Annotated in this window: 14 protein-coding genes; 10 read left to right on the forward strand and 4 right to left on the reverse strand. The window is 69.8% G+C overall.

Going from position 1 to position 17,311, the window contains the following annotated elements:
- Positions 1-51: 51 nt before the first annotated feature.
- On the reverse strand, positions 52-1,536 hold the full coding sequence (locus ACF1B9_RS16045; protein ID WP_391743655.1) for an SDR family NAD(P)-dependent oxidoreductase: 1,485 nt from the start codon (positions 1,534-1,536) through the stop codon (positions 52-54).
- A 274-nt stretch (positions 1,537-1,810) separates the two neighbouring features.
- Between ACF1B9_RS16045 and ACF1B9_RS16050 the strand changes: the two genes are divergently transcribed.
- From ACF1B9_RS16050 to ACF1B9_RS16080, 7 genes are all read left to right on the forward strand, one after another.
- Positions 1,811-3,079: a PP2C family protein-serine/threonine phosphatase gene (locus ACF1B9_RS16050; RefSeq protein ID WP_391743653.1), complete on the forward strand. Its 1,269-nt coding sequence runs from the start codon at positions 1,811-1,813 to the stop codon at positions 3,077-3,079.
- Complete coding sequence (locus ACF1B9_RS16055; protein ID WP_391743651.1) at positions 3,076-4,701, forward strand: ATP-binding protein; 1,626 nt, start codon at positions 3,076-3,078, stop codon at positions 4,699-4,701. Before ACF1B9_RS16050 ends, ACF1B9_RS16055 begins: the two co-directional genes overlap by 4 nt.
- Before the next feature lie 99 nt (positions 4,702-4,800).
- Positions 4,801-5,256: an ATP-binding protein gene (locus tag ACF1B9_RS16060; protein WP_391743650.1), complete on the forward strand. Its 456-nt coding sequence runs from the start codon at positions 4,801-4,803 to the stop codon at positions 5,254-5,256.
- Positions 5,257-5,644: 388 nt separating this feature from the next.
- Positions 5,645-5,890, forward strand: coding sequence for a hypothetical protein (locus ACF1B9_RS16065; RefSeq protein ID WP_391743648.1), 246 nt, complete (start codon positions 5,645-5,647; stop codon positions 5,888-5,890).
- Positions 5,877-6,353 (forward strand): Clp protease N-terminal domain-containing protein, encoded by a 477-nt coding sequence (locus tag ACF1B9_RS16070; protein ID WP_391743647.1) that lies wholly within the window; start codon positions 5,877-5,879, stop codon positions 6,351-6,353. The genes ACF1B9_RS16065 and ACF1B9_RS16070 overlap by 14 nt, the downstream gene beginning before the upstream one ends.
- Positions 6,354-6,554: 201 nt before the next feature.
- On the forward strand, positions 6,555-7,715 hold the full coding sequence (locus ACF1B9_RS16075; protein ID WP_391743645.1) for a serine hydrolase domain-containing protein: 1,161 nt from the start codon (positions 6,555-6,557) through the stop codon (positions 7,713-7,715).
- Between the two features lie 399 nt (positions 7,716-8,114).
- Complete coding sequence (locus tag ACF1B9_RS16080; protein WP_391743643.1) at positions 8,115-9,761, forward strand: APC family permease; 1,647 nt, start codon at positions 8,115-8,117, stop codon at positions 9,759-9,761.
- Positions 9,762-9,827: 66 nt separating this feature from the next.
- On the opposite strand, the gene ACF1B9_RS16085 is transcribed toward ACF1B9_RS16080, so the two are convergent.
- The gene (locus tag ACF1B9_RS16085) at positions 9,828-10,508 is read right to left on the reverse strand and encodes a (2Fe-2S)-binding protein (protein ID WP_391743641.1); all 681 of its coding nucleotides are present in this window, start codon (positions 10,506-10,508) and stop codon (positions 9,828-9,830) included.
- A 233-nt stretch (positions 10,509-10,741) separates the two neighbouring features.
- Here ACF1B9_RS16085 and ACF1B9_RS16090 point away from each other — a divergent pair, with 233 nt between their 5' ends.
- Positions 10,742-11,992: a DMT family transporter gene (locus ACF1B9_RS16090; RefSeq protein WP_391743639.1), complete on the forward strand. Its 1,251-nt coding sequence runs from the start codon at positions 10,742-10,744 to the stop codon at positions 11,990-11,992.
- On the opposite strand, the gene ACF1B9_RS16095 is transcribed toward ACF1B9_RS16090, so the two are convergent.
- Positions 11,962-13,296: a transglycosylase family protein gene (locus ACF1B9_RS16095; protein ID WP_391743637.1), complete on the reverse strand. Its 1,335-nt coding sequence runs from the start codon at positions 13,294-13,296 to the stop codon at positions 11,962-11,964. The two genes, ACF1B9_RS16090 and ACF1B9_RS16095, sit on opposite strands and share 31 nt — an antisense overlap.
- Before the next feature lie 264 nt (positions 13,297-13,560).
- Positions 13,561-14,472 carry a sigma-70 family RNA polymerase sigma factor gene (locus ACF1B9_RS16100; RefSeq protein WP_391743635.1) on the reverse strand — a complete coding sequence of 304 codons (912 nt, stop codon included), beginning with the start codon at positions 14,470-14,472 and terminating at the stop codon, positions 13,561-13,563.
- A gap of 73 nt (positions 14,473-14,545) precedes the next feature.
- Between ACF1B9_RS16100 and ACF1B9_RS16105 the strand changes: the two genes are divergently transcribed.
- Together ACF1B9_RS16105 and gndA are read left to right on the forward strand one after the other, a co-directional pair.
- Positions 14,546-15,241: an FMN-dependent NADH-azoreductase gene (locus ACF1B9_RS16105; protein WP_391743634.1), complete on the forward strand. Its 696-nt coding sequence runs from the start codon at positions 14,546-14,548 to the stop codon at positions 15,239-15,241.
- Between the two features lie 474 nt (positions 15,242-15,715).
- Positions 15,716-17,155 (forward strand): NADP-dependent phosphogluconate dehydrogenase, encoded by a 1,440-nt coding sequence (gene gndA / locus ACF1B9_RS16110; RefSeq protein WP_391743633.1) that lies wholly within the window; start codon positions 15,716-15,718, stop codon positions 17,153-17,155.
- Positions 17,156-17,311: the final 156 nt, after the last annotated feature.

The raw sequence follows: 17,311 nt of genomic DNA on the forward strand, positions 1-17,311 counted from the left end.
CGGTTCCCGACCGGGTCCATGGCGCCGCGCACGCGCCGCGCCACCCGTTCCCTACCAGTTGGCGGGCGCGTAGTCCTTGAGGAAGCAGCCGTACAGGTCCTCGCCCCCCTCGCCGCGCACGATCGGGTCGTAGACCCGGGCGGCGCCGTCGACCAGGTCGAGCGGGGCGTGGAAGCCCTCCTCGGCGAGGCGGATCTTGTCGGGGTGCGGGCGCTCGTCGGTGATCCAGCCGGTGTCGACCGCGGTCATCAGGATGCCGTCCCTCTGGAACATCTCCTGGGCGCTGGTGCGGGTGAGCATGTTCAGCGCGGCCTTGGCCATGTTGGTGTGCGGATGGCCCGCGCCCTTGTAGCCGCGACCGAACACGCCTTCCATCGCCGAGACGTTGACCACGTAGGCGCGCTTGGCGGCGGTCGCCGCCATCGCCGGGCGGAGCCGGCTGATCAGGATGAACGGGGCGGTGGAATTGCAGAGCTGGACTTCCAGCAGTTCGATCGGCTCGACCTCGTCGACCGTCTGGATCCAGCTGTTGGTGTCATGCAGATCGGGCACGAGACCGCCCGCGTCGATCGCCGTTCCGGCGGCGATCCGCTCCAGGGAGGCCGACCCGGTGACCAGGGCGAGCTCGGTCACGTCCTGCGCGCTCAGGCCTTCCTTGCGGGCAGCCGGAAGCGCCGCGACCCGGTCGACGCTGCCACTGCCGAAGGTGCCGATGACCTCGGCGGCGGGCAGTTCACCCGCCGGAAGAGGAGCGGACTCCGCGTGGACCAGTTCGCTGTACGCGTTGGCGGAGCGGCGCACCGTCTGCGCCGCGTTGTTGATCAGAATGTCCAGCGGGCCCTCGGCGGCGACCGAGTCCGCGAGCGCGACGACCTGGGCCGGGTCGCGCAGATCGATGCCGACGATCTTCAGCCGGTGGATCCACTCGTCGCTGTCCGGCATCGCCTTGAAGCGGCGGATCGCGTCGTTGGGGAAACGCGTGGTGATGGTGGTGTGCGCACCGTCGCGCAGCAGCCGCAGCGCGATGTACATGCCGATCTTCGCGCGACCGCCGGTGAGGAGCGCGCGGCGGCCGGTGAGGTCGGTCCGCGCGTCGCGGCGCGCCCGGTTCTCCTTGGCGCACTGCTGACAGAGCTGGTGGTAGAACGCGTCCACCTCGACGTACCGGGTCTTGCAGATGTAGCAGGACCGCGGGCGCTGCAGGACGCCCGCGATCTCGGCACGGGCCGAGGACGACGGCAGGATCCCCTGTGTCTCGTCGTCGATGCGGTCGGCCGAGCCGGTCGCGGTGGCCTCGGTGACGGCCTTGTCGTGCGCGGTCTTGGCGGCGCGGCGCTCCTGACGGCGGCGCTGCTTCACGGTCCGGTAGATCCCGGCCGTGGCACGGCGCACGGCGATGGCGTCGGGGTGGTCGACCTCGATGGTGTCGAGTTCGTCGAGCACGCTCAGGCAGACGGCCAGCCGCTCCGGGTCGATACCGGGACCGAACTCCTCAGTACCGGGAGCGAGCTCCGGGCTGTCCTCTGTCACCGTCATTGCCGTTCCTCTGTCACTCGTCCCTCGTGGCGCCGACCGCCGTACCGGGTCCTGTCGGGCCGAACGCCCCGGTCAAGTCTGCCATGCACCGGATGCTGCTCCGTTCGTGTGACGTGTCCCGTGAGGTGCCCCGTGGTTCGCCGGGCGCGTCATCGCGTGACTTCGAGCGGGCCGAGCCGCTCCGTCCCGGGGGCTCCTCCACGGTTCGGTCACATATGCTTCCCTGCGATACGGCCGCAGCCGGGCCGAACCGTCCGTACACAGGGGGTGGACAGTGGCCGAACTCCCCGTGGGCGGGTCCCCGGCACAGCCCGTGCGCCCGGCCGCCGTCCCCGTGCAGAACGGGCACCCGTCGGCCGGCAGCGGTTCCGTCTGGGACGTCGATGCCGTGATCCTGCTGGTCGAGGACGACGCCGGTGACGCGCTCCTCGTCGAGGAGATGCTCGCGGACAGTGAGCTCGACTCGGCGTTGACCTGGTGCAGGACGCTGACGGAGGCGCGCCGGTTCCTGGCCGGCTGCCGGACCCCGTGCTGTGTCCTGCTCGATCTCCACCTGTCCGACGGGTACGGCCTGGACGCCGTCACCCGGATCGTGGAGTCGGCGCCCGACGCGGCCATCGTCGTGCTGACCGGCAGGTCCGAGGCCGATACGGGCCTGTCGGCCGTGGCGACCGGTGCCCAGGACTATCTCGTCAAGGGCCGGCTCGATCCGGAGGCGCTGGGGCGCTCGGTCCGCTATGCCCTCCAGCGCAAGCAGGTCGAGCGGGCCGCCGCCGCGTTGCGTGCCAACCGGCTCATGGCGCAGGAGAACGCCCGTCTGGAACGCGGTCTGCTGCCCGTGCCCCTGCTGCACGACGACTCCTTCGAAGCAGTGGCGCGGTACGCACCGGGCCGGGCGCAGGCCCTGCTCAGCGGTGACTTCTACGACGTGGTGCAGGCGTCCGACGGCACGGTGCACGCGGTGATCGGCGATGTGTCGGGGCACGGGGCGGCCGAGGCGGCGCTCGGCGTCTGTCTGCGGGTGGCGTGGCGCACGGCGGTGCTGTGCGCCACCGGTCAGGCCGAACAGGTCCGGCTGCTGGAGGAGATCCTCGTCGCCGAACGCTCCGACCCGCATGTCTTCGCCACCGTCACCTCACTGGTTTTCACAGCGGACCGACGCCGGGTGCGGGTGGTGCGGGCCGGTCATCCCGGGCTGCTGCTGCGCGACGGTGCCAGGGTGAGCTGGATCGAGCCCGAGCCGGGCATGGCGCTGGGACTGCTGCCGGGGACGGGGCACTGGAGCGTCTCGGAGCTGTCGCTGCCAGGGGACGGCCGGATCGTCCTCTTCACGGACGGTCTCTTCGAAGGGCGTACGGGGCCGAGAACCCGGCTCGGCGAGGACGGGCTGCTCGCCATGGCCCGCCGACACGGGTCACTGGCGGCCCGCGCCTTCGTGGACACCCTGGTCGACGAGGCCGCCGTGGCCGCGTCCCCGTACGGCGGCCTCGCCGACGACGTGGCCGTGCTCCACCTGGGCTGGGGGCGGGAGGAGCCGCGGTGAGCGGCCGGGACGCACCGCCGGCCCCCCGCCGCCGCCCGGCCTCCCGCCTGTCGGTCCAGAACTGGATCCATCTGATCCTCGCCGTCTTCGTGCTGGTCGTCTGTGCCGAACTGACCGTCGGTGGCCTGGTGCTCGCCCGGATATCCGACCGCACCACCGAACTGGTGGACCGGATCCAGCCGGCGCGCTCGTCGTCCTTCCAACTGCAGAACGCCCTGCTGGACCAGGAGACCGGGGTCCGCGGATACGCGCTCACCGGTGATGCGACGTTCCTTCGGCCGTACGAGGCGGGGATGCGGGACGAGAAGCTGCGGCTGGCCAGAGTCCGCGCGCTCGTCGGGAACGAGCAGCCCTTCGCCCGCGATCTCGACCGGATCGCCGCGGCCGCGCGGGAGTGGCGCAGCCTGCACGCCGAGCCGCTGGTCGCCGCGGTGCGGCGGGACGGCCCCGCGTCCGAGTCCTCCGCCCCGATCCGGCGGAGCAACCGCGAATTCGACACCCTGCGGCGGCTGTACGCCACCCAGCAGGCACACCTCGACGTGGCGCGCGACCGGACCCGCGCCGATCTGAGCACGGCCCGCACCACCCGCGACCAGGTGCTGATCTCGTTGGTCCTGGGCTTTCTGCTCGCGGTCCTCTCACTGAGTCTGCTGCTGAACCGGATGGTGGGCCGGCCGCTGAGCCGGCTGACCGCTGCCTCCGAGACGGTCAGCTCGGGGGCGTTCCACAAGCGGATCGAGGTCGACGGCCCGTCCGATGTGCGGGCGGTGGCGGCGGCCGTGGAGGACATGCGCCGTCGTATCGTCGAGGAGCTGGCCGAGTCCCGGGAGCGCGAGACGCTGCTGGCGGACCAGACTCGGGAACTGCGCCGGTCCAATGGAGAGCTGGAGCAGTTCGCCTATGTGGCCTCGCACGATCTGCAGGAACCGCTGCGCAAGGTCGCCTCGTTCTGTCGGCTCCTGGAGAAACGGTACGGCCCGGAGCTCGACGACCGGGGGCGGCAGTACATCGACTACGCGGTCGACGGCGCCGGGCGGATGCAGGTGCTGATCGACGACCTGCTCACCTTCTCCCGTACCGGCCGGGTGCACGACAAGTGGAAGCCGGTCGGCCTCGACCGGACCCTCGACCGCGCGCTGGCCAATCTCGCGCTGGTCGTCGAGGAGTCCGGTGCGACGGTCGTACGGGAGGGTCGGCTGCCCGAAGTGACCGGGGACGCGACGGCGCTCGCCATGGTCTGGCAGAACCTGATCGGCAACGCGGTGAAGTTCCGCCGCCCCGAGGTGCCGTGCCGGATCACGGTCGGCTGCGCGCGGGAGGGCGACGACTGGCACTTCCGGGTGACGGACAACGGCATCGGGATCGCACCGGAGTCCGCGCAGGACGTCTTCGTCGTCTTCCAGCGACTGCACAGCAGGGACGAGTACGAGGGGACGGGCATCGGTCTGGCTCTGTGCCGGAAGATCGTGGAGTTCCACGGCGGCCGGATCCGGCTGGACCCGGAGACCGCCGAAGGCACCTGCATCCACTTCACCCTTCCCGTCGCCCCCTCCGCGCCGGCGCACCCGAGGGCGCGCCCGCTCGTCGTGGATCCTTCCGCCACAAGGCCCGGCCATGGCTGAGATCTGCCGGGTTCTCCCCGGAGTGGGACCGTTCGTCGCGGGTAGGCGAACGGCGAGAAGCTGTCATCGAACACCCCTGCGTCGCCCTGGCTGGAGCACATGAACGAACAGGTCACCTCCCGGCCGGCCGGTCGCCCCTCCCCGGACCGGCCCACGGAGGTTCTGCACAGCGCCGAGGTGTTCGACGGCGAGCCCGGCTGCATCGCGCAGGCCCGGGAGCTGGCCGATCGCTTTCTGGTCCGGCTGGCCGCCGAATGGCTCGCGGTGTTCGGCGAACACACCCGCAGCGATCTGATGCTGGCCGTGAGCGAGCTGGTCACCAATGCCGACCGCTACAGTCAGGGCCCGTATCTGCTGGAGCTGGAGGGCACCGCGGAGCGCGTCAGCGTGACGGTGTACGACAGCAGCACGGCCCTGCCGCTGTTCTACTCGCCCGATCCCACACGCCCCGGCGGCCACGGCATGGAGATCGTCGTGGCCCTGTGCGACCGGCTGACCGCCGAGCGCGTACCGGTGGGCAAACGCATCCGGGCCGAGTTCGAGCTGAGCAGCTGAGCTGTGGGGCGGGCGGGACGCCGCCCGCCCCACGACCACGGTCGGTCCGGTGCCTCGGGTGTCCGTGGACGCTGTCGTCCCGAGCTGACGGCTCACCGCCCACCGGTACTCCGACGCTCGTCGGAAAGCCGTTGCCGGGCGCGCTCGTTCCTGGTTTCCCAGTGATCCGGGCCAGAGGCGCGGACGGATACATTCCGGCCCGGATGGACCGGAACGGGCCGGAACTCTGTCACGGATCGGCCGGTGGGACACCCCGCCACGGCCGGATTCGACGCGTCGCGGACGAACACGACACCCGATCCGCAGAGTCCCGACGCATCACCCCGCCCCGTCCCAGCCATGAGCAACTCGGGTTGACTATCTCCATTAGTCAACTACAGTTGCTTACATGTCCGCCGCCAAGAATCCTCTTCCTCAAGAGCCCGCCGACGCCCTGGCGGCTGTCGTGGCGTTGCGGCGCCTTGCCGATCAGCTGGAGGACGCCGCTGTCGAGCAGGCCATGCGAGCGGGCTGGAGCTGGCCACAGGTCTCCGAGGCACTCGGTGTCACCCGCCAAGCCGTCCACAAGAAGCACGCCAAGCGGCTCATCGCCGCCGGAGTCAAGCTGAGGAGGCGCGGCGATGAGCGCGCTTGACAAGTACCTGCACGCGCTCATCGTGCGGGCGATGCACGAAGCCCACGAGGACGGGTCCGCGACGATCGGCGCGCACCATCTCCTGTTGTCGATCGCCGCCGATCAGGGATCTACCGCACAGCAGGTCCTGGCCTCGGCCGGTCTCGATCGCGCTGCTGTCCGAGAGGCACTGGACCGAGAGTTCGAGCACAGCCTGAGCTTGATCGGAGTGTCTCCGGCCACCTATGACCTTCCCAGGCCGAGCCACGCTTCCCAACAGCCCAAGATGGGTGCGTCCGCCAGACTCGCACTGGAGCGGAGCTTCGCCTCCGCCCGCAAGAAGGACCTGCGGTCAGCGCATCTGCTGCTCGGGATCCTGCAGGCTCGAATCGGCACCGTGCCGCGCGCTCTCGCCCTGGCCGGTATCGATCAGGCCGAACTGGCGGACCGCGTACGGCAGACGCTCAACAGCAAGGATCAGTGACCCCGGAAACAGCTGACGCGGCCGATTCACCCCACGGCGGTGCCCTGGCTGGGATGTGCAGCAGGTCCTGCAGGCGTGCGCGATGGATCGCATGCTGCCGCTGGGGCCCAAGCCCCTGGCGAGAGCCGGTGGGCCACGGAATCACGCTGTGGAGAGGAGCCTGGCGGCCATCCGCGGATCGCACAGGACAAGGAGAACCACATGCATCAACACACCGCTCATACGGCCAGCGGCCGACCTGGCGCCGAACCAGCCGAGGCTGCGGGCGCCGTATCCGAGTCCGCACCGGCCTCAAGGGCCCACGACTACGCGGCGATCCGGCGCCTGCTCCAGCAGGCCGTGACTCAAGGCGGCCTGCCGGGCATTCTTGCTGAGGTCCGCGACGGCGACCGGCAGTGGTTCGGGACCGCAGGAGTGGCCGACACCCGAACCGGCCGCAAGCGAGCACAGCACGACCGGTTCCGCATCGGCAGCATCAGCAAGACGTTCGTGGCCACCGTCGTGCTGCAGCTGGCGGCCGAAGGCAGGCTGAGCCTGGATGACACCGTGGAGCAGTGGCTGCCCGGCGTGGTCCACGGCCACCACCACGACGGTGCCGGAGTGACCATCAGAATGCTGCTCAACCACACCAGCGGGATCTTCAACTACACCGATGACCAGGAGGCGCTGAACCGTTACGAGACACACACCCCCGAGTCACTGGCACGGATCGCCGTTTCCCATCCACCCGCTTTCACACCGGGTTCGGGCTGGGCGTACTCCAACACCAACTACGTTCTCGCAGGCATGATCATCGAACGGGCCACCGGCCGCGTCCTTGCCGAGGAGATCACAGAACGGATCTCCCGCCCCCTCGGCCTGACTGGCACGTACCTGCCGCACGGCAGCGACCCGACGATCCACGGACCGCACTCCCGGCACTACACGAAGCTGTTCCGGACCGACCCCGGCGCGCCGGTCCACGACGCGACCGAGCTCGATTCATCCATGTTCTGGGCGGCCGGCGGCATGATCTCCACCGCCGGGGACCTCAACCGGTTCTTCGGTGCCCTGCTGGAGGGCCGGATGCTGCCGCCGGACCAGCAACACGCCATGTTCACCACCGTGCCCACCCGCGACTGGATTTCCAACGCCGCCTACGGCCTCGGCGTTTCCTCAGTCGGACTGCCGTGCGGGAATACGGTCTGGGGCATGGGGGGTGCGCTCTTCGGATCGTGGTCCTACGCCTACGGCGCCCCCGGTGGCGAACAGTTGGTCACCACCAACGTCAACGGCGACTGGAGCGATGGCGGTTGGGACGACCCCATCGGTATCTTCACCGATCTTCTTCAGGCGCAGTTCTGCCGCCGGACCGGTACCTGAACACCGGAGTCACAGCGTCGGCCGCGTGGTCCGCGCTACGTCGGTCCGCGGCCCGGCGGGGACGTGGCACGACCACGGGGAGGTGGTCCAGCACTGCATCACAAGCGCCTCCCGCTGCCGGCCCTCCACCAGCTCAACCGGGCAGACCTCCGTCGACAGCCACTCCGTCAGCCGTTCCTCGTCCGCCACGGCCGACGGCCGGAATTCCTACCGGCGGGTTACTTGCTCCCTGGTGTCCGAACCAGGACTACAAGGCGAACCAGGACTACAGGGCCGAGTGGCGCAACTTCCGCGTGCACCGGGAACGATTCACCGGGATCGGGGCATCTTGTTGAGGTCCCCAGAGGCACATCTACACCCCCACGCCTCATCCCCGCCGGAGCAAGGGGTGCATGCACCATGCGGATGTCCAGGCCGGTCGCGCCCACGGCGCCCACGAACCCGGGCCTCAGGCGGGACATCGGGCTGATCGGTCTCATCTGGGCCTCGGAGGGGTCCATCATCGGGTCCGGCTGGCTGTTCGGCGCACTGTTCGCCGCACAGGCAGCCGGCACGGCGGCACTCATCTCCTGGGGAATCGGGGCGCTCGCCATCATCGTGCTGGCCTTCGTCCACGCCGAGCTGGGAGCCATGTACCCGGTCGCGGGCGGTACCGCCCGCTTCCCGCACTACGCGTTCGGCAGCGCCGCCGGTGCGTCCTTCGGGTGGTTCTCGTGGCTCCAGGCCGTCACCGTGGCGCCGATCGAGGTCATGGCGTCGCTGAACTATCTCAGCGTCCACGCCCCCTGGGTGCAGACCGCCAAGAATCATCTGACACCCGCGGGATACGGGCTGGCCGTCGCATTCATGGCGTTCTTCGTCGTCGTCAACTTCTTCGGCATCAAATGGCTCGCCCACACCAACAGCGTGGCGACGTGGTGGAAGGTGGCCGTCCCCGTCTTCACCATCGTCGTTCTGGCCGCCACCACATTCCACGGCGCCAACTTCGGCTACCAGGGCTTCGCCCCCTTCGGCGCCAAGGGCGTGCTCTCCGCCATCAGCACCAGCGGCATCATCTTCGCGCTGCTCGGCTTCGAGCAGGCGGATCAGCTGGCGGGCGAGAGCCGCGATCCCGCCAGGGACATCCCGCGGGCGGTCATCGGTTCGATTCTCATCGGCGTCCTCGTCTACGTGGCACTTCAGGTCGTCTTCATCGCCGCCCTGCCGCACAGCGCGTTCGCCCATGGCTGGGCCGACCTCACCTTCAGTGGAAAGGCGGGCCCGTTCGCCGGGCTCGCCACGTCCGTCGGACTCGGCTGGCTCGCCACGCTGCTGTACATCGACGCGGTCGTGTCACCGTCCGGCACGGGCCTGATCTACACCACGGCCACCTCACGGGTCTCCTACGGGCTGTCCCGCAACGGCTACGTCCCGGTGGTCTTCGAGCGCACCACCAAGCGCGGGGTCCCGTGGTTCAGCCTGCTTTTCGCCTTCGTGATCGGGCTCATCGTGTTCCTGCCGTTCCCCACGTGGCAGAAGCTGGTCGGCTTCGTCACGTCCGCGAGTGTGCTGATGTACGCGGGGGCGCCGCTGGCCTTCGGGTGCCTGCGCAAACAGGACCCGGACCGGCCTCGTCCGTACCGGCTGCGCGGGGGCATGTTCTGGGCGCCCGTGGCCTTCATCGTCTCGAATCTGATCATCTACTGGGCGGGCTGGGACACCTTGTGGCGGCTCGGTGTGGCCATCGTGCTCGGCTATCTGCTGCTGGGCGGCTCAGCCCTGCTCAAGCTCAACCCGAGGGTTCCGCACATGGACTGGCGGTCCGCGCAGTGGCTGCCGGTCTACCTCGTGGGCATGGGTCTGATCTCCTGGCAGGGCGGTTTCTGCAGCACGGGCCCGGCATCGTCCGCTTCCTGCGGTGCGACCGACGCGCTACCGCTGTGGTGGGACATCGTCCTCATCGCCGCCTTCAGTCTGGTGATCTACTTCTGGGCCCAGGCCGTCCGTCTCCCGGCCGAGGAGACCCAGGAATACATCGGCTCCGTCGAGGTGGTACCCGGCGGGTGACCCGGTCGCGCCGTCCTCCGGCCGCGGCGCCGTCGCGGCCGGACGGCGTCACGGCCCGTGGGCGTGTCAGGCGCTTTCGAAGACGCAGTCGCCGCACAGGCCGCCCGCCGGGCAGCGGTAGTAGAGACAGCAACTGCGACGGCGGAACGCCGTGTCGTGCGGGCCGCCGGTGTTCCGCAGGTTCGGGTGGTCGAACAGTTCGGCGACCAGCGCACGGGCCCGTCCCGACACGTCGGGACGGCCGTGCTCACGCGCCCAGGCGACCAGTTCCCGCAGGGACCCTGCCAGCGCCGATCCCGCGTTGCCCCACAGCAGCCGGTCCGACAGGGGGCCGTCCCGGTGGATCGCTTCGGCGAGGGGAACGAGATGGCCGTACTGAACGGCTTCCCGGATGCGGTCGGCCGTGGCGGGCAGCGTCACGGCGGAGCTCAGCCACAGGTCGTCGGGAGAGGTGTGCCGCGGGTCCCAGAGCAGGGCATCGGGAGAGAGGGCGGGGAAGCGTCCGGTCAGGGCCGCCGGGCCGAGAGCGACGGACCAGAGGCGGGCGGCCAGCCCCAGGTGTGCGACGGAGGCGGCGACCCTGCGCTCGGAGGTACCGAGCCGGTCGCCGACGGCGTCGATACGAGCCGTCAGCTGTGCGGACTCCCCCGCGTACAAGAGAGCCAGCGGCCGGTGCGCCCCGTCGGGCGGCGCGGACGTCCGGAGTGCGAAGAATCCGGCCGGCGAATCCGCCGCGGGCTCGTCCATCACGCTGCTCCTTCCCGGCTCCCCGCCGCCACCCCGATGACATCGCGGGCACCCGGATCGCCGCGCCCCGGCCCTCACCGTAACCCGTCGGAATGATCGCTCCGAGTCCCTCGGAGGGACGACTACCGTCGGGAGGAGGACACTGGGAGTGATCCCGTACTACCAAGGCAGTAGGCAGGATCGCCGCCTCAAGGACGACGACGCAGCCACTTTGAAGAGACATCGTGGTGTACATGAGTTCCCTTGCGCTGTCCGTGCTTCTGTCATTGGTCTCCGCGGTCGCCTACGCGGCCGGGGCGATCGTCCAGGAGCGCGTGGCCACGGCTGGAGACGGCCGCTCGTTCGCACCCCTGCGCAACCCCGTCTGGTGGGCCGCCGTGGCACTGAACGGCGTGGGGGCGGTGCTGCATGTCGTGGCGTTGGCCTACGGTCCGCTCAGCCTCGTCCAGCCGCTCGGTGCGCTGACCATCGTCTTCGCCCTGCCGATGGCGGCGCTCTTCGTACGCCGGCGGGCAGGGGCCACCGCTTGGCGCGGCGCGATCATGGCGGCCGTCGGTCTGGCGGGCCTGCTCGCACTCACCGGGAACGCCGAGTCGCACAGCCTGAGCGGCACGGATCAGCTGATGCTCGCCGGAGTCACACTCGGCCTGGTCGCGGCGCTCTGCCTGATCGCCAAGGGGACGCACCGGCCGGTGGTGCGGAGCGTGATCCTGGCAGGAGGCGCGGGTGTGGCCTTCGGTATCGCCTCCGTGTTCACGAAGACGGTGGCGGTGCAGTGGGCCGCCGGTGCCGCGGGAGCCGGGATGCCGGCGTTGCTGGCGATCGGCGTGTTCGCGTCCGCCGGGCTACTGCTCTCCCAGGCCGCGTACCGGGGTGCCGGGCTGACCGCGCCGCTGGCCACCGTGACCGTGGTGAACCCGGTGATAGCCGCGGCTGTCGGCATCACCCTGTTCGACGAGCGGTTCCGGCACGGCACGACGGGCACGATGCTCGCCCTCGCCTGCGGGGTGGTCGCCGCGGGTGGGCTGATACTGCTGACGACGGAACGGCTGGGCGCGCAGCAGCGCGCCGGGCAGCGGGCGGGGAGTACGCACCCGGTCGCCCCGTGCGACCTGGCGGGCCTCGTCCCGGGCGGCGTGACGTGCCCGGAGGACTCGGGCGCGGCCCCCGGCACGGAGGGCGTCGTAGAGCCGACGGTTGGTCCGCCTCAGCCTGCTCAGACGGTCGTGGCTCGTCATGAGCCCGCACTGTCGACGCCCGCCTCGACCCTCGACGCCGTCGCCGAAAGGTCCTCGGCAGCCCCGGCCCTGCAGCTGACGATGCCGCTGAAGCGTCGGCTCGGGCAGGTGGAGTTCACGACCGGCCGCACTTCGCGTTCCCGCTCCGCACGGCGGGGTGGCACGTCGTCGGGGTCCGACGCGCAGGTTGATCCGGACGGGCCCCGGAGCGCCGTTCAGACGCTGACGCCGCCCGCTCTGAGGTAGGCCAGCGGGTCGACGTCCGAGCCGTAGCCGGGACCGTTACGGATTTCGAAGTGCAGGTGCGGACCGGTGACGTTCCCGGTGGAGCCCGAGCGCGCGATCCGCTGTCCGGCGGAGACGTGCCGGCCCTCACGGACGTGAAGCGCGGACAGATGCGCGTACTGGCTGTACTTGCCGTCGCTGTGCCGGATCACGATCTGGTACCCGTAGGCCCCCGCCCAGCCTGCCGAGACGACTGTGCCGGAACCCACCGCCGTCACCGAGGTACCGGTCGGGACGGGGAAGTCCACACCGGTGTGATAGCCGCTGGCCCAGGAACCGGACTGGTGGTACGGGGTGCCGATGCCCGCCGCGACCGGTGCGACGAGGCCGGAGTGCTTCTCCGCCCGCGCCGGTTCATGGGCCTTGGCCCTCTTCGGCTGCGCCTTCGGCTTCGTGGTCCGGTGGTGCGGCTTCGCGGTCTCGTGCCGGGGCGTGGTCGCTTGCTGCTTCGGTGACGTCGTCCGGTGCTGCGCCTTCGCCCTCTCGTGCGGTGCGGTCGCCGCCTGCGTCTTCGCTTTCGGCTTCGGGTCCGGGTTCGGGTTCGGCTTTGCCGCCGAGGCCGAACCCGCCTGGGAACCCTTCCTCGGTGCCCGGGACGCGTCCAGGCTCAGGCGCTGCCCTGGAAGGATGAGATCCGGATCGTCGCCCACGACCTCCCGGTTCCTCGCGTACAGATGCTGCCAACCGCCCCGGACGTGCTCGGTCTCCGCGATGGCGGAGAGCGAGTCGCCACGGGCCACGGTGTACATCTCACGCTTGCCGGGCACGGTGGTCGGCGTGGCGGTCGCGGAGGTCCGCTTCGTCTCCGGCTTTCCGGCGGTGGCCCTACCGGGCACCTTGGCGTGACCGGTCCGCTCCGACTGCGGGCTGATGTCGGGGGCGTCCCCGCCGCTGGTCAGCCCCGCCCGGGTCGAGCAGCCCGGCCAGGCACCCGGCCCCTGCCCTTCGAGCACCTTCTCGGCGACCGCTATCTGCTGCCCCTTGGTGGCCAGATCGGCGCGCGGGGCGTAGACCGTGCCTCCGTAGGCCGCCCACGTCGACCGGGTGAACTGCAGGCCGCCGAAGTAGCCGTTGCCACTGTTGATGTGCCAGTCGCCGGTGGACTCGCAGGCGGCGACCTTCTCCCAGACGTCCGTCGAGGCGGCGCCTGCCGAGGCGGCCGCGATGAGTGGGAGCGCGATGCCCGCACCTCCGGCGGTGACCGTGAGCGAGGCACGGTTGAGCCGGCCGGGCTGGTATCTGCGGTGCCGTCCGTTTGCGGCCATGACTTGGCTCCCCCACTGGCAGTAGGACACGTCGCAAGCGCCCAACTTATGGGCAGACAAAGGCCGGTGACAAGGGAGCGAGGACAGTCCACCCGTGACGGACGGCTCGTCCGAGGGCGCGACGGGTGGGACGAGGGCTCCCGCCCCTGCCCCACCGGTCGCGCCTTGATGCTCCCGGGCTTCGCGTACTCCGGGGCCGGTGCGAAGTCGCGACGAACCGGGGCGGTCCCGCGCAGCCGAAGGCCGACCGGGACTGTCGCCAGGTCAACTCAGGTCCTTCGCCGGCCAGTCGAGTACGGCCAGGCGGATTCGTCGCAGGCGCACCGGGTCGGCGATCACCTCGTACGCGGCGATCCTGTCGTTCTCGACGGTGAAGGTGAGCGCGAACAACAGCCGTCCGCGCGGGGCAAAGACGACACCCACCGCGCCTTCGACCAGGGCGAGTTCCGCGAGCCGGGACCGTTGCGCCAGTGCGGCGGTGCCCTCCGCCACGGCCCGTGCGCCGCGGACCACGGTCGCTCCGCCCGGCGGCAGGGCGGCGGGATCGGCGCGGCGCACCACGTCGGGGTCCAGCACGGCGAGGATCGCGCTGAGATCACCGGCCCGCGCGGCGGCGAGGAACGCCGAGACGACCTGCCGGTTCCGGGCGAGCTCGGACGCCGGGACCACCGGCCTGCCCCGCACCTTGTGGCGCGCGCGGCTGGCGAGCTTCTTCGTGGCGACCGGTGTGCGCTCCACGATCGGCGCGATCTCGTCGAACGGCACGGCGTACATGTCGTGGAGCACGAACGCGACCCGTTCGGCGGGGCCCAGTGCGTCCAGCACGACGAGCAGGGCTCGGCTGACCGAGTCGGTCAGCAACGCCTCGTTCTCCGGCTCTTCCCGGGGGTTCGCCCGCGCGGGGTTCGCGACGTGGTCGAGCTTCTCCTGCGCGGTCAGGTCCTCCCGCCGCGAACTGCGGGAGCGCAGCATGTCGAGGCAGATGCGGGTCACCACGGTCCGGAGCCAGCCGCCCAGGTTGTCCACTTCGCCGGCGTCGATCCGGCCGAGCCGCAGCCATGCCTCCTGCACGGCGTCGTCGGCCTCGTCCAACGATCCGAGCATCCGGTAGGCGACTGAGCGCAGTCTGCCGCGCTGCGTCTCGAATCGTTCCGCCAGCCCGTCGCGCTCGTCCACCGGTCACCTTTCTCCGTCCCGCCCCGTCAGCTCTCATGACGAACGCAACGTAGCGGAAGTGACAGGAGAAGTGATGACGTCCTTGCTGCACCTGGATTCCAGTGCCAATCGTTCCAGTGAGTCCCTCAGCAGACAGCTGACCTCGCTGTTCGCGGACACTTGGCGGTCCGTGCACGGCACGGCCGGCTACCGGTACCGGGATCTGGCCGCCGACCCGGTGTCGCCGCTGGGCACGGCCTACTGTTCGCTCGGGCGACGCGTGGAGCGACACGGCCTCGTCCCGCCGCCCGAAGTCGACGCCCTGGTCGAGAGCCCGGCCGAGAAACGGGAGTGGGCACTGACCCGTCCGCTCGTCTCCGAACTGCTGGCGGCCGACATCCTGCTGGTCGGTGCCCCGATGTACAACTACTCGGTGGCCGCCTCGCTGAAGGCGTGGATCGACCGGGTGGGCTTTCCCGGGGCTTTCACCGACCCGGACACCGGGGAGAGCCTGCTGCGGTCTACGCGGGTGGTGGTGATCACCACGCAGGGCGGTTCCTACGGTCCGGGCACCCCACGCGAGGCACGGGACTTCCAAACGCCCTATCTGCGGACGTACTTCGGCGGGCAGGGCGTGGCGGAGGAGAACCTGAGCTTCGTCGGCGTCGAGATGACCATGGCCGGACTCGTCCCGCACCTGGCCCGATTCCGGCCGCTGGCGGAGAGTTCGCTGGCCGCGGCGCGGGCCGAGGTGACCGCACTGGCCAGTCGCGCCCCGGCCGTCCATTGACGCGGTCGAGGGGACCACGCCAATGGCCGCAACCCGCGCTCCGTTCACCTTCTCCTCACGTGGTTCGAAGTGCGGTATATCCGCACTCCTCGGCCGCACCAAGCCACCGTCACCATCGAGGTGGACGCGGCCGACGAACTACGAGGGTCTGGACGATCCAGGCGGGCGCCGGCCAGCCTGCCAGCGCGACACCGCCGTGCGTTTTCCCCTCAGAGATCACCACTACGCGATGCCATGACACGCGCTGGCTGCGCGTCTCCGCACCAGGCCTGAATGTGACACTCCCGGATCGCGCTCCGTACGGACCAAACGGTCTTACCACAGAGTGCGGACGACCATCCGGGGATCATTTGCGACACCATGACAGCCTCCCGGTCCTCGATCGTCTGTACCTCGTAAGCTCGGTAGCCCGTTCCATCATGGTGGTCGGCCGAACCGCCGAAGACCGCGAAACCGGAAGCAGGCAGAGCCGCAATGAGCAGCACAGCGCAGATCGGTGTCACGGGACTTGCCGTCATGGGGCGCAACCTGGCCCGGAATTTCGCACGCAACGGATACACCGTTGCAGTACACAACCGCACGGCGGCTCGCACCGACGAACTGGTCGAACAGTTTGGCAATGAGGGTGATTTCATCGCGACCGAGAGTGCAGAGGAATTCGTGGCAGCCCTGGAAAGGCCACGATGTCTGGTCGTCATGGTGAAGGCAGGAGAGGCCACGGACGCAGTGATCGCGGAGTTCACGCCTCTCTTGGAGCCCGGCGATGTCATCATCGACGGAGGCAACGCCCACTTCGAGGACACCCGCCGGCGGGAGAAGGGACTGCGCGAGCACGGTATCCACTTCGTCGGCACCGGCATCTCCGGCGGCGAGGAAGGCGCGCTCAACGGACCGAGCATCATGCCGGGCGGCAGCAAAGAGTCTTATCACTCACTTGGGCCGATGCTGGAGAAGATCTCCGCGAAGGCCAAGGACGGCGCCCCGTGCGTCACGCATATCGGTCCTGACGGCGCCGGACATTTTGTAAAGATGACCCATAACGGCATCGAGTACGCGGACATGCAGCTCATCGGCGAGGCCTACCAGCTGCTCCGCGACGTGGCCGGATACTCCCCCGCGCAGATCGCGGACATCTTCCGCGCCTGGAACACCGGGCGCCTGGATTCCTACCTCATCGAGATCACCGCAGAAGTGCTCTCACATGTCGATGCGGCGACCGGCAAGCCCTTCGTGGATGTCGTGCTCGACCAGGCTGAGCAGAAGGGCACCGGCCGCTGGACCGTGCAGATCGCCCTCGACCTGGGTGTTCCCGTCTCCGCCATCGCCGAGGCCGTCTTCGCCCGCTCTGTCTCCGGCCACGCCACCCTCCGTGATGCCTCACGCCACCTCGCCGGACCGACCGTCCGCAAGCTCGGTCAGGACAAGGCCGCGGCATTCGCCGACCAGGTCGAGCAGGCACTGTATGCCTCGAAGATCGTCGCTTACACCCAGGGCTTCCACGAGATCGCGGCCGGCAGCGAGCAATACGACTGGAACATCGATCTCGGCAAGGTCGCCGCGATCTGGCGCGGCGGATGCATCATCCGGGCCGCGTTCCTCGACAGGATCACCAGCGCCTACGAAGCCCAGCCTCAGATGGCAAGCCTCCTCTCCGACAAGAGCTTCGCCGAAGAGATCGCCGCCGCCCAGAACGACTGGCGCACCGTGATCGCCACGGCCACCACCCAGGGCGTCCCCACCCCCGCCTTCGCCGCCACCCTCGCCTACTACGACTCCCTGCGCGCCGAACGTCTCCCTGCCGCCCTCACCCAAGGCCAGCGGGACTACTTCGGCGCACACACCTACCACCGCATCGACCGCGACGGCGCCTTCCACACCATCTGGGGCGGCGACAAAACTGAAGTCGAAAGCTGACCAACACCCGCAAAGCTGATGACGGGGCGGGTTCGCCCCAGCTCGCGATCACGGACGTCTAAGCCTTGATCCACCGATTCGGTGTCTGTGGATAACTCTTCTTGGAACGAGGAAGTGCCTTGTGACCTGCGATGATGGGAGTTCTTCAGGCTTCCA

The sequence above is a fragment of the Streptomyces sp. NPDC014727 genome, from assembly GCF_043083485.1.
In the GTDB taxonomy this organism is placed as follows: Bacteria; Actinomycetota; Actinomycetes; order Streptomycetales; family Streptomycetaceae; genus Streptomyces.

Bases quoted from the DNA above. Each gene is read 5' to 3' on its own strand.
- ACF1B9_RS16045 (WP_391743655.1), bottom strand. From the start codon at position 1,536: ATGACGGTGACAGAGGACAGCCCGGAGCTCGCTCCCGGTACTGAGGAG.
- ACF1B9_RS16060 (WP_391743650.1), top strand. From the start codon at position 4,801: ATGAACGAACAGGTCACCTCCCGGCCGGCCGGTCGCCCCTCCCCGGAC.
- ACF1B9_RS16065 (WP_391743648.1), top strand. From the start codon at position 5,645: ATGTCCGCCGCCAAGAATCCTCTTCCTCAAGAGCCCGCCGACGCCCTG.
- ACF1B9_RS16070 (WP_391743647.1), top strand. From the start codon at position 5,877: ATGAGCGCGCTTGACAAGTACCTGCACGCGCTCATCGTGCGGGCGATG.
- ACF1B9_RS16075 (WP_391743645.1), top strand. From the start codon at position 6,555: ATGCATCAACACACCGCTCATACGGCCAGCGGCCGACCTGGCGCCGAA.
- ACF1B9_RS16080 (WP_391743643.1), top strand. From the start codon at position 8,115: ATGCGGATGTCCAGGCCGGTCGCGCCCACGGCGCCCACGAACCCGGGC.
- ACF1B9_RS16085 (WP_391743641.1), bottom strand. From the start codon at position 10,508: ATGGACGAGCCCGCGGCGGATTCGCCGGCCGGATTCTTCGCACTCCGG.
- ACF1B9_RS16090 (WP_391743639.1), top strand. From the start codon at position 10,742: ATGAGTTCCCTTGCGCTGTCCGTGCTTCTGTCATTGGTCTCCGCGGTC.
- ACF1B9_RS16095 (WP_391743637.1), bottom strand. From the start codon at position 13,296: ATGGCCGCAAACGGACGGCACCGCAGATACCAGCCCGGCCGGCTCAAC.
- ACF1B9_RS16105 (WP_391743634.1), top strand. From the start codon at position 14,546: ATGACGTCCTTGCTGCACCTGGATTCCAGTGCCAATCGTTCCAGTGAG.
- gndA (WP_391743633.1), top strand. From the start codon at position 15,716: ATGAGCAGCACAGCGCAGATCGGTGTCACGGGACTTGCCGTCATGGGG.